Source organism: Chitinophaga sp. (genome assembly GCF_019236475.1).
Taxonomy (GTDB): Bacteria; Bacteroidota; Bacteroidia; order Chitinophagales; family Chitinophagaceae; genus Chitinophaga.
Genome location: NZ_JAFAIX010000013.1, coordinates 85,756 through 98,837 on the forward strand (window position 1 = coordinate 85,756; position 13,082 = coordinate 98,837).

A 13,082-nucleotide genomic window follows, 5' to 3' on the forward strand; every position below is an offset into this window, starting at 1 on the left:
GATCTACTCTTCCTCTTCAAAGCCCCACTGGTCCAGGAGTTGATTATACTGCGCCTCTGGTAATCCAGGTTTGTCATAATGCCCTGCGAGGGTTTTCTGACGCATCGCTTCGTAAATGCTCACGGCACAGGCCACAGAAATATTGAGCGACTTGATAATTCCCATCTGAGGGATGATAAAATTACCGTCTACCTTTTCGATCAATTCCTCACTCACGCCCGCATGTTCATTGCCGAAAACCAAGGCTACAGAACCTGTAAAGTCAATATCATAGAGACTTACGGCATCGTGTGCTAGGTGCGTGGCTAAAATTTTATCATATTTGGCGCGTAAAGCGGTAAAACAGGCATCAATATTGTCAAATTGATGCACGGTTAGCCACTTGGCGGCAGAACTGCTACTTTTGGCACCCCATTTTTTATGCCGGGGAATTTTGGTGTTTAGTACATAGATCTCTTGTATCCCAACAGCATCGCATGTACGCATAACAGCGGAAATATTGTGCGGATCTTGCACATTTTCCAATACCACCGTCAAATTTCCCTGCCGTTTATTCAGTACAGACAATAATCTTTCCCGTCTTTCTGGTGTCATATAAAAAAATTATTTATCCTGAAGGGCGTAAAATTACGAAATAAGGTAATTTCACCGCACAATCTTAAAATCAGACAAAACCTATGCTCAAAAAGATACTCAAATTTACGGGCATCACCTTTATTATCCTGTTGCTAGCTGCTATTGCTATTCCCTACTTCTTTAAGGACAAAATCATGGCCAAAGTGAAGTCGGAACTCAACGACAAGCTGAATGCCAAAGTAGACTTTAAAGACGTGGATATCAGCCTGATACGGCATTTCCCTCGACTGGCAGTTGGCCTCGAAGACCTACAAATCACTGGCAAGGATCGTTTCAAAGATGATACCCTCCTTTCTGTACACAAAATTGATGTAGCCCTCAATCTGATGAGCGTTATCAAAGGTAAACAGATGGATATCTACAACATCGCGCTGGTACAGCCACGTATACACGCTATTGTGGATAAAGACGGCCATCCGAACTGGGATATCACCAAGCCGGATACTGCCACCAAAACCCCGACTGATACCAGCAAAAGCAGTTTTGCCCTCAGTCTCAAACAATATAGCATCGAAGATGCCTATATCAGCTACGACGATCGCCAGGGTAATATGTTCCTGGAAGTAGCCGGCCTAAATCACAAAGGTAGCGGCGATTTCACGCAAGATAAATTCACCCTGAATACCCATACAGATGCCAATGGTATTACCTTCAAATATGGTCTGATTCCATATTTGAACAGCGTAAAAACCGCGCTGGATGCAGATATCCAGATCGATAATACCACCAGCACCTACACGCTGAAAGATGCTAAAGCATCCCTGAACAACCTGGCATTGAATTTCGGAGGTCTGTTCCACATTGTAAATGATTCTACCTACGGCATGGACTTTACCTTTAAAGCGCCAGGTAATGATTTTAAAGACTTCCTGTCGCTGGTACCTGCCATTTACGCGGCTGATTTCAATAAGATCAAAACCAGTGGTAAAGCCGCTTTCGATGGTTTTGTAAAAGGAAATTACTCTCCGAAACAAATGCCTTCTTTCGGCTTGAACCTGGCAGTAACCGATGGTTTCTTCCAATATCCTGATCTGCCAAAACCAGTTAAAAACATCCAATTGGCGGTTAAGATCTCCAATCCTGACGGCGTTCCAGATCATACGGTGATCAATATGTCTAAAGGCCACCTGGAAATGGACAATACCCCTGTAGATATGCGGGTACTGGTGCAGACCCCGATTTCTGATATGTATGTAGACGCGGCCGCAAAAGGTAAATTGGATCTCTCTACAATTCCCCAGTATGTAAAACTGGCCACAGGTACAGCTCTCCAAGGTCTCCTCGATGCAGATATCAGTGCAAAAGGTAACATGAGCGCTATCGAAAAACAGCAATATGATAAATTCTATGCTGCCGGCACCTTGCAACTGAGCAATATGCTCTATAAAAGCAAAGATTATCCTGACGGCGTAAAAGTGAATAACCTGTTCCTCCAATTCAATCCTAAAAACGTAACCGTGAAGGATCTGAATGCGGAATATCTTGGCTCTCATTTCCAAGCTGACGGTGAAGTGAATAACCTCCTCGCCTACACGCTGAAAAACGAAGCCCTGGATGGTAAATTCAATGTAAAAGCAGACCAGATCAACCTGGATAAATGGATGGCTACTTCCGGTACTACTCCTGCACCAGCTCCTGCTGAAAAGAAAGAAGGAGAAGCCGCCGCCGCTGGTAGTGCGCCATTCCCGGTTCCTGCGAACCTGAATATCGCCATGAATGCCAATGTAGGCAAAGTACACTATGATAAAGTAGACCTGAATAATCTCGTTGGTGCGTTGACGGTAAAAGATGAAACCGTATCCATGCAGCAACTGAAAGCGGATGCTTTACAAGGTTCAATGGCGATCACTGGTAGCTACAGTACTAAAGTGAGCAAACTGAATCCAGATATCAACCTCACCTACGATGTACAGCGCATCGATATTCAACAGGCATTTAATGCGTTCAATACTGTTCGTAGCCTGATGCCTATCGGTAAATTCCTGAACGGCAAAATCTCTTCCCAACTGACCATGCATGGTAAACTGGGCAAAGACATGATGCCGGAAATGAATACCCTCACTGGTGATGGTAATCTCCTGCTGATTGAAGGGGTACTGAAACAATTCGCTCCGGTAGATCAGCTCGCCAGCACACTGAATATCTCTCAATTGAAAGATGTGAGTCTCCGTGATATTAAAAACTACTTCGCTTTCGAAAATGGCCGCGTAAAAGTGAATCCATTCAAAGTGACCGTAGCGGGTATTCGCATGGATATTGCCGGTTCTCATGGATTTGACCAATCGCTGGACTACAGCCTGCAACTGGCCCTGCCACGCAGTCTGATGGGTACTGCCGGTAATACCCTGGTCAACAATCTGGCTTCACAAGCACAGAGCAGAGGCGTGAATGTAAATGTGGGCGACAGCGTTCACCTGGCTGTTACGATGGGTGGTAATATCATGAAACCTGCCCTGAAAACAGATCTCCGTGAAAGCGCTAACAACCTGAAAGCACAAGCTACGCAGCTCGTGAAAGATAAAGTAGACACCATCAAACACACTGTGCGCGATTCTGTTAACTCCCTGAAAAATCAGGCGGTGAACACCGTTAAAGATGAACTGAAAAACCAGTTACTGGGTAAAAAAGACAGTACTTCCAACGGTAATGGCGTACAAAATCTCGGCAAGCAAGCCGGCGAATCTGCCAAAGGCGTGCTGAATGGCCTGTTTGGTAAGAAAAAGCAGCAACCTGCTACAGATACTACTAAACACTAATAATTTAACTTACTGCCTGTCGCCCCTGCCCGCTGGGCAGGGGCGACGAAATAAAAAACGGATTGACGTCTGCGACGTCAATCCGTTTTTTTATTTATGCCTACTGGCACAGTAATACCAAAAGAAAAATTCGTAACTTATAGAAACCCAAAACCCATTCGCCATGATAACAAACATCCTTCACAGTACGTGGTGCAATGCAGCCTTGTTAGCTGGATCGATATTCCTGGTAATGGGCTATCTCATCAGGCGTTTTCCTCCCAAGAGTATTAAGACCTGGTATGGATACCGTACTTTCCTTTCCACTCGCAACCAAGAAATGTGGGATGCCGGCAACAAAGACGCCGCCATGGTTTCCCGGAAAGTAGGATTTATACTCATATTACTAGGCATTTGCTGCGCCCTGTTCTTCGAGCGAAAGTCCGATTGGTTTATGTACATCACTGTTGGCGCGGTAGTAGCAGGAGCCCTCTATATTGCTGGCTACACAGAATGGATGCTAAGCAACGAGTTTGATGAGGAAGGCAAACGGCGTATTCCACCAAAACTGTAGGTTATATGACAATTCTTATTTTCTTATGACCCAACTTTGCGGTCTGAAGAAACAAGCAACGAATCTATGACAGACAGCACCATTCATTTAGGCTCAATTAAGAAAAAAAACTTAGGAATCGCTACTTTATTGGCTTTTGCCATGATCCCCATGTCGGGGTTCGCTACAGACATTTACCTGCCCTCCCTCCCTGGAATGACCGCTGCTCTTGGTATTAGCAGCAGTCAAGCGCAGCTCACCCTCAGTCTATTTTTAATCAGCTATGGTGTATCCCAACTCTTTGTGGGCGGGTTACTCGATAGCTACGGAAGATATCGTATCTCCCTGGCAGCAATACTTGTATTTCTCGTCAGTTGTATCACCATTGCCAATACACATAGCATATATGTCATTTATGCGATGCGTATTATTCACGGCATCACCATTGCCGCCATGGTAGTGGCCAAACGCGCTTTCTTCGTGGACTTATTCACTGGAGAAAAGCTTAAACACTATCTCAGTCTTTTTACTATTATCTGGTCTACAGGGCCTATTGTAGCCCCTTTCATTGGCGGTTACCTGGAAGTCAGCTTTGGATGGGAATCTAACTTTTACTTCCTCGCGGGGATTGCCGCCCTTTTATTCATTGGGGAATTAATTTTCAGCGGAGAATCCTTGCAACATGCAATCCCCTTCCATCTGGGGAGTATTATCCGAATTTACACTAATATGTTGCGTACCGGCAGCTTTGTACTCGGTATAGTGATGCTGGGACTAGGTTACAGCATGATCATGGTATATAACATGTCTGGTCCGTTCATTATTGAGCATCATTTTAACCTGTCTCCGGTTGTTACCGGCTATTGCTCCCTGCTGCTAGGTTTGGCCTGGATGGTTGGTGGCTTTACAGGCAAAGCAATGATCGACCGGCCATTCACTCGTAAAATGAATACGAACGTGGTGTTACAGTTACTATTCGCCACCTTGATGTTATTGACATTACAGCGATTGAATACACTCCCCGTAATACTGGTTTTTGCCTTTCTTGTCCATGTGGGTGCAGGGTTTACCTATAACAACTATTTCACCTATTGCCTGGCTAAATTCCCGAAAAATGCAGGTATTGCAGGGGGATTAACAGGTGGTTTGTGTTATGTAATCGTGTCTTTCCTCAGTTACCTGATCACCTATGTGTTACCAGCGAAAGACGGCGGTAACCTGGGGGTTAGCTATCTGTTACTGATACTCGCCTCTATTCTTGTGATGTATAGGGTGAATGTATTAAACAAACGAAACGTGTCTCACTAAACTATTTTTTATTTTATTATTTTTACCGCAATCAGCCACAGACCCCTGATTGTCGATTTACCTATGATTCCATTTTGGAGTGATTACTATTATCTCGTTATTGTACTGCAATTAGCATGTCTTGTTCACGCTATCAGAAGCGGTAACCGCGAAGCCGTTTACCTATTGATTTTCCTGCCAGGAATAGGCGCTGGTTTATATTTTGTCATGGAGATATTGCCTGATATTACCAATGGTACAATCGGCCAGCAGTTATTACGGTTTATTTCTCCGAATGGCCGCATCAGGGAGTGGGAAAAACGGGTACAAGTATCTGATACTGTTACCAATAGGATGGAGCTGGCTGCCGCATATGCCACACAAAATCATTACGACAAAGCAATCGCACTGGCGCAATCTTGTGCAGCCTCCTACTCCTCCGATCAAGGTATTTTACTGCAACTGGCTAGGTTCCAATTCATGAACCAACAATACGCAGATAGCCTCGCTAACTTCGATAAGTTGAATAAAATGCCAGGCGTAAGAATGAGCAATGTAGCCGATGAACTGATGTATGCACAAGCCCTGGAAGCTACTATGGAAGCTGAAAAAGCAGAAAAGGCCTACCAAAAGATCATCCAGGTACATCACTCATTAGAAGCCATGTATTACTACGGACTAATGCTACGCAAACAAGGACGCAACACCGAAGCCAAAGCCCAATTCGAAAGAACCAAGGCGGAAATCGGCCTGCATCCAAGATATATCAGACGTACCATCCGCAAATGGGTATGGCTGTCCAGGAAAGAGTTGGCAACGCTGAAAGCCTAATTATATCTAAAAAAATGGGCCGTGACGTCTGCGACGTCACGGCCCATTTTTTTATTTTCGTCGTCCCTGCCCGCTGGGCAGGGACGACAGACAGGAACGTTTTATCAACCATGTCCCTGCACATCATGGTCAGGAATAGCATGATAATTTTCTTTCATCTTCGCCAGCTTTTCTTTACCGTAAGCCAGTCTTGTAATAACTACGAAGAGCACCGGCACAATAAAGATCGCCAGGAAGGTAGCTGTGAACATACCGCCTAGTACCGTCCAACCCATTGTTTTACGTGCTTCCGCACCCGCGCCAGAGGCCAGCACCAGCGGCATAATACCCAACAGGAAGGCCAGGGAGGTCATGATAATAGGTCGTAGACGCAGCTTAGCAGCTTCCACAGCGGAAGTAACAACGTCCATTCCTCTGTCTACACGCTCTTTCGCAAACTCCACAATCAAGATCGCATTCTTAGCCGACAAACCAATCAAGGTAATCAGACCGATTTGCGCATATACGTTGTTGCTTAATTTAGGCAGGAAAGTCAATACCGTAATCGCTCCAAATGCCCCGATAGGCACCGCCAACAGTACCGAGAATGGTACGGACCAGCTTTCGTACAATGCAGCCAGGAAGAGGAATACGAAGATGATAGACAGTGCAAAAATGTAAACGGTCTTACTGCCGGATAATATTTCCTCCCTACTCAAACCAGAAAACTCATATCCATAACCATCTGGCAACACCTTCGCCGCCACATCTTTCAGCGCATTGATGGCATCTCCGGAACTATACCCTGGTGCAGGGTTACCGTTGATTTCAGCAGAACGGAAGAGGTTATAATGGGAGATAACCGGTGCATTTTCCACTACCTTATACGAAGTGAGGGCGCTCAGTGGCACCATGGTACCAGCACTGTTGCGCACAAAGAATCCACTGAGGTTCTTGATATCTCCACGATAAGTGGAATCCGCCTGCGTTACCACGCGGAAGTTACGGCCATAAATAGTGAAATCATTGATATAAGCACTACCCATATAGGTTTGCAGGGTAGAAGCAATGTCAGAGATTTTCACACCCATTTTCTTCGCTTTCTCACGATCAATATCCAATTGATAACCTGGTGTACGAGCCGTGAAGAAAGTAAATGCTTTTGCAATTTCAGGACGTCTGTTTACAGAGTCCACAAAAGTTCGGAGCACTTTTTCAAAGGCTTTAATATCGCCGGCAGTACGCTGCTGCAATACAAAAGAGAAACCAGCCGTCTGACCCAGACCTGGAATGGCCGGAGGAGGAATTACCACCACATTGGCTTCCTTATATTTTGAGAGCTTTTTCTGCAAGGTAGCTACCAGTCCGAATACCTGTAAGGAATCCGCTTTACGCTCACTCCATGGCTTCAACTGACAGAACAAAGTACCACTGTTGGATTTAGTAGAGAAACTTACCGCATTCAATCCACCCAACGCTGCATAGTGAGCAATACCAGGCGTTTCATCCAAGTCTTTCATCATCTTGTGCAGGATTTCTACTGTACGTTCTGTAGAAGAAGACTCTGGCAAGTCGAATGTAATGATGATACGACCATCATCCTCTGTAGGAATAAAGCCTGTTGGTTTACCCTTGAATAACATCACCGTACCTACGAAAATGCAGAGCAGCAGGATCACTACATAGCGAGCATATTTTATACTCTTCTTCACGCCCATAGAATACCTGGAAGTAGTATGACCAAACCAGCGGTTGAACTTGTAGAAAAACTTGTTCAAACCTTTGGAGTCTTTATCCAGATGCATCGGACGGAGGATAAGGATACAAAGTGCCGGTGTGAGGGATAAAGCCACGAAAGCAGAGATCAATACAGAAATCGCAATAGTGATGGCGAACTGCTGATAGAGTCGGCCTACGATACCTGGAATAAATCCTACCGGTACGAATACGGCCGCTAATATCAACGCAATAGCAATTACCGGCCCGGAGATTTCCTTCATCGCCTGGATGGTAGCATCCTTAGGCGTCATCTTCTCATGATCTATATTATGCTGTACCGCTTCCACCACTACGATCGCATCATCCACCACGATCCCGATCGCCAGTACGAAACCGAAGAGGGTCAAGGTATTGATAGTAAAGCCTAATGGCAGGAAGAAGATAAAGGTAGCGATAATCGATACCGGGATCGCCAAGATCGGGATAATGGTAGCTCTCCAGCTTTGCAAGAAGAGGAACACCACCATCACCACCAGCATCAACGCTTCCACGAGGGTATGTACCACCTCTTCGATGGATACTTTCACCACGGAAACGGATTCGAAAGGTACTACGTAAGCGACATCGTTCGGGAATGATTTCTTCAGTTCCTCCATAGCGGCGGTTACGTTGGCAGCGGTTTCGATCGCGTTACTGCCAGGGGCCTGATAGATCAGGAGGTAGGCAGCGCGTTTACCATCCACGAAGTTGTTACCGGCGTAGTTGAATTTACCCAATTGAATGCGGGCTACGTCTTTCAGGTATACGAGGGAACCATCACTAGGACGGGTTTTCACCACGATGTTACCAAATTCTTCCGGCGTTTGCAGACGTCCTTGTGTGAAGATGTTGTATTCAAATGTTTGTCCGGTTGGTTGCGGAGGCGCACCTACGGAACCTGCTGTAATCTGCGCATTCTGTTCCTGGAGTGCAGCACGGATATCATCTGCCGTAACGCCCATCTGCGCAAGCTTATCAGGCTTCAGCCAGATACGCATGGAGAAGTCGTCTGCACGGGTGAAGATATCACCCACCCCTTTTGCACGGAGCAATGCATCCTTTACATATACGTTGGTATAGTTATCCAGGAAAGTAATATCGTGTGTGCCTTTAGGTGAATACAACGCCACCAACATGAGGATACTTGGGTTACGCTTTCTAACGGTAAGCCCTAAACGCTGTACTTCCTGTGGCAGGGTAGGCTGTGCGATACCCACACGGTTCTGTACGTCCAATGCTGCGATATTGATATCAGTACCCACTTCAAAGTTCACCGTCATGCTCATCTGGCCACTGCTGGTGTTGTTGGTAGAGATATATGTCATACCGGGGGTACCGTTTACCTGTACTTCCACGGGCGTGGCCACCGTTTGTTCAACGGTTTGCGCATCCGCGCCAGTGTAGGTACCGGTTACCTGTACGGTGGGTGGAGAGATCTCCGGATATTGGCCTATCGGCAGGTTCATCATCGCCAATATGCCCACCAGTACCAACACAACAGAAATAACTATTGCAGTTACCGGTCTTTTAATAAAAGTATTTGCAATCATGATCTAAAGTTGAATCTGGTGAACTTATTTCTTCGGTGCAGCTCCTTGATGAGGAGGCATGCCAATCATTATCTTCCCGCTGTCGCGCAGACGTTGGAAGCCTTCTGTAATAACCTTATCGCCTTGCTCTATACCATCCATGATTACGACTTGATCGCGCATTTTTGGTCCGAGATGTACTTTACGTTGGATAGCAAAACTATCTTTCGCCAGGAATACAAAGAATTCACCCATTTGCTCTGTAAGGGCTTTTGATGGGATAATGAGACGCTGACCCGACTGTTGGTTCAGTACATTCAGCACAGAGCTCATACCCGCAATCAGTTTATTATCTGGGTTGGCAAATTCCACGCGCACTTTAATAGTGGCTGTTTGGTTATCAATACCACGATCAATAGCGAGGATATGACCTGCATGTGGATAATTGGTACCATCCGGCAACGTGAGGCGGAAAGTGCTGTCGCTGGCCGTTTTGGTTTGCATCTCCGCGAAGCGGGACACATCGGATTCATTCACCACAAAGTCTACTGCAATTGGATTTTCGCTGGAGATAGTATTCAACAACGTGGTACCCGGACTCACCTGTGCGCCCAATTTCACCTGCGAAATCCCAATACGACCTGTAAACGGCGCTTTGATGAGGGAATAATCCAGATCAGTACGCGCAGCGAGGAGTACTGCTTGTGCAGCAGCGAGTTGACTGCGAGAGGTTTCCAGGGCCGCTTCTGCATTATCCAGGATTTGACGAGCTACCGCATCCTGTTCTGCCAGGCGCTTATAGCGGTCGTCATCTTTTTTCGCTTTGTTATAGTTGGCCTGAGCGCTAGCAACGCCGGCTTCTGCCTGGCGGAATGCCGCTTCATATTTACGACGATCTATTTCATATAGGGGCTTGCCTTTTTGTACCACCTCTCCTTCTTTGAAAAAGAGACCGGTGATAAAACCAGCTACTTGGGAGCGCAGTTCTACCTGGTTCAGTGCTACCACTGACGCTGGGTATTTATCGTAATAAACGGCTGGCGCCACAGTAGCTTCTGTAATACTCACCGATGTTGGGGGCATTACAGGAGCGCTTTTCTGACCGGGGCCCTTGCAGGCAGAAAAGGCCAAAATGCCAGCAGCACTTAAAAAGACAAGGTGATTCATTTTTTTCATATCCGTTCCGGTTACCATTTAATAATTTACAGTTAAGGTTCCTAATGCTTTCTGCAGGTCTATTTTACTGCTCAGTACCTGGTACATCGCATTATAATAGCTGAGTTGTGCGGTACGCAGTTCTGTTTCTGAGATCAGCACATCCAGGTAGGTTTTAATACCTTCCTTGTATTGCAGTTGCAGCAGGTTATATACATCTTGTGCCATTGCCACATTCTCTTTCAGCGTCAGATAGTCGTTCAGGTTACTCCTGTATGCCGCCATTGCCTGTGAATACTGGGTATTGACAGCATTAGTGAGTGATTCAAAGTCCCACTTATTACGTTCCAACTGGAGTTCGGCCATTCTGATATTATGCACTCTTTTCCCCCCTTGGAAAATGGGCAGGGATAATTTGATACCCATCAAAGAGTTAGGGTAATTGTTGCTATACAGTTGTCCGAAGCTCTGGTTCTGCCATGCGAAAGCATAGTTCACAAATGCAGATACAGAGGGGAGATAGCCCCACTTATTGTATTTCACATTTGCTTGCAGCAGGCTTTCCTGTGTTTTCAGCAATTGATATTCTATCCTGTTGTGATAGTCGGCTACCACGGAGGTATCGCTGCTATTCACTTCTGCCACCATTTTGGTAGTATCGCTGGAAACGGGAATGTCTCCGAGATTGGCAGGATACCCCATCAAGTTCTTGAGATAAGCTTGTTTGGCAATCAGCAGTTCCAGGGCGGATTTGCGTTGTGCTTTAGCATTATTTAGGGAGATAGTAGCGCGCTTGGAATCTATTTTGTCCACTACGCCGCTCTGGTATTGATTCACAGCGTCTTTCAGACTGCGTTCCAGCCGTACAATGTCTTCCGATAATACATTGATTTGTTGTTGGGTCAGGAGCACATCATAGTATGCTTTGCTCACATCCGCCACTACGTCAATCTTATTGCGGGTAGTGGTTTGTTTGATCTGTTTTCGTATATCCTTTGCCGTATTAGTGGCGAGCAGGAGATCGCGGGTAAACAGGTTCTGGTTCAGTGTAAAGGTAGCAGCAGAGTTGTTGGCCACACCCACTTTAGTAGGATTGCCACCAAAAATGGAAGTAGGCAAATCCAGGTAGTGTTGTAAGTTGGCGTCCAACTGTACTTGTGGGTACCAGTCGGCCAGTTTACTTTTCACACTGCGGTCCGTAATGGCTTCATCGATGACGGACTGATGAATCACTGGCTGATGCTCCAATGCATATCGGATACAATCCTGCAGGGAAGCGGTCGTTGGCAGAGGGTCCGTAGATTGCTGTGCGTGAAGTTGGCCGGAAAACGTTACTCCACACGACACAGCTAACAAGTAAAATGCTCTTTTCATAAAAGGCTTTTGACATTCAGTTCTTCTTTGTTCCAATCGCAGACAACAAGGAGGAATAACGTATATGTATATACGCAGATACATAGTGTTAAGCCAGATTATCGTCTAAGTATGTTGCCCCTTTAAGGCACAACAAAATTATTTTCAGTGCATAGTATTGCTAATGCAGTGCAGCCGCAGATAACAGGTAGGTGTTCAGGTAAATAATAAAAAATGTAGTGGGTTACAGTAGGTCCACTGTTACTCAGGTTATTTCAAACGAGGCGCTAAGATAATATTCTAAAAAGAAAAATCCACCCCTAGGGTGGATTTTAACAATTAGGTGAAATTCAGGGCCGATCATCCTTGATTACGACCGCTGACAATATGTTTTTCTGCATGATAGGAAGATCTTACTAACGGTCCAGCCTCTACGTAGTCGAGACCAATCTTATATCCTATTTCGCGCAGTTCTGCAAATTCATCAGGATGTACGAAGCGTACTACCGGCAAGTGTTTAGGGGTAGGTTGCAGATATTGGCCGAGTGTAACTACATCACAACCATTATCATACAGATCCTGCATCGCCTGGATTACTTCTTCTTTTGTTTCGCCGAGGCCCAGCATGATACCAGATTTGGTACGCATACCACCTTCTTTCAGTCGACGGATTACTTCCAGACTGCGGTGATATTTTGCTTGGATACGCACTTGTTTGGTGAGGCGTTCTACCGTTTCCAGGTTATGGGAAACGATTTCAGGAGCCACGTCAATGATACGTTGGAGATTTTCCCATTGGCCACGGAAATCAGGGATGAGTGTTTCCATGGTGGTTTGTGGGTTCAGGGCGCGTACTGCTTTAATGGTATTTGCCCAGATGATAGAACCGCCATCTTTCAGCTCATCGCGGTCTACAGAGGTGATAACAGCGTGTTTTACCTTCATCAGGTAGATCGCTTCCGCTACGCGTTGTGGTTCATCGTGATCCACTGGGTCCGGACGACCGGTAGCAACGGCACAGAAGCCGCAACTGCGGGTGCAGACATTTCCAAGGATCATGAAAGTAGCAGTGCCGGCGCCCCAGCATTCGCCCATATTAGGACAGTTGCCGCTTTCACAGATGGTATGTAATTTATGGGTATCTACGAGGTTTCTAACCTGTTTGTAGTTCTCGCCTATTGGTAATTTTACACGCAGCCAGTCGGGCTTTTTCACTCTTGCGGTGGCCGGTTCGGCAGCTATTACGGGTAATTCTTGCATCGCTTA

The 13,082-nt window shown here is 45.9% G+C and carries 9 protein-coding genes; 4 read left to right on the top strand and 5 right to left on the bottom strand.

Features of this window, described 5'->3' with window-relative positions:
- Window positions 1–3: 3 nt before the first annotated feature.
- Window positions 4–594, bottom strand: coding sequence for an RNA methyltransferase (locus JO154_RS22410; RefSeq protein WP_291949945.1), 591 nt, complete (start codon window positions 592–594; stop codon window positions 4–6).
- Window positions 595–677: 83 nt separating this feature from the next.
- On the opposite strand from JO154_RS22410, the gene JO154_RS22415 reads away from it, so the two are divergent.
- The 4 genes from JO154_RS22415 to JO154_RS22430 all read left to right on the top strand — a co-directional run bounded on the left by JO154_RS22415 (window position 678) and on the right by JO154_RS22430 (window position 6,042).
- Complete coding sequence (locus tag JO154_RS22415) at window positions 678–3,392, top strand: AsmA-like C-terminal region-containing protein (protein ID WP_291949947.1); 2,715 nt, start codon at window positions 678–680, stop codon at window positions 3,390–3,392.
- 163 nt (window positions 3,393–3,555) lie between these two features.
- A complete protein-coding gene (locus JO154_RS22420; protein ID WP_291949950.1) occupies window positions 3,556–3,945 on the top strand; it encodes an SdpI family protein in 390 nt (129 codons plus the stop codon).
- Between the two features lie 66 nt (window positions 3,946–4,011).
- Window positions 4,012–5,232 carry an MFS transporter gene (locus tag JO154_RS22425; protein ID WP_291949953.1) on the top strand — a complete coding sequence of 407 codons (1,221 nt, stop codon included), beginning with the start codon at window positions 4,012–4,014 and terminating at the stop codon, window positions 5,230–5,232.
- Between the two features lie 63 nt (window positions 5,233–5,295).
- On the top strand, window positions 5,296–6,042 hold the full coding sequence (locus tag JO154_RS22430) for a hypothetical protein (protein WP_291949957.1): 747 nt from the start codon (window positions 5,296–5,298) through the stop codon (window positions 6,040–6,042).
- Window positions 6,043–6,146: 104 nt separating this feature from the next.
- Here JO154_RS22430 and JO154_RS22435 read toward each other — a convergent pair whose 3' ends face one another.
- From JO154_RS22435 to lipA, 4 genes are all read right to left on the bottom strand, one after another.
- Window positions 6,147–9,329 carry an efflux RND transporter permease subunit gene (locus JO154_RS22435; protein WP_291949960.1) on the bottom strand — a complete coding sequence of 1,061 codons (3,183 nt, stop codon included), beginning with the start codon at window positions 9,327–9,329 and terminating at the stop codon, window positions 6,147–6,149.
- A gap of 24 nt (window positions 9,330–9,353) precedes the next feature.
- Entirely contained in the window at window positions 9,354–10,484 is a 1,131-nt protein-coding gene (locus tag JO154_RS22440; RefSeq protein ID WP_291949963.1) for an efflux RND transporter periplasmic adaptor subunit, read from the bottom strand.
- An 18-nt stretch (window positions 10,485–10,502) separates the two neighbouring features.
- Window positions 10,503–11,837: a TolC family protein gene (locus JO154_RS22445; RefSeq protein WP_291949966.1), complete on the bottom strand. Its 1,335-nt coding sequence runs from the start codon at window positions 11,835–11,837 to the stop codon at window positions 10,503–10,505.
- 339 nt (window positions 11,838–12,176) lie between these two features.
- Window positions 12,177–13,076 carry a lipoyl synthase gene (gene lipA / locus JO154_RS22450; protein WP_291949969.1) on the bottom strand — a complete coding sequence of 300 codons (900 nt, stop codon included), beginning with the start codon at window positions 13,074–13,076 and terminating at the stop codon, window positions 12,177–12,179.
- Window positions 13,077–13,082: the final 6 nt, after the last annotated feature.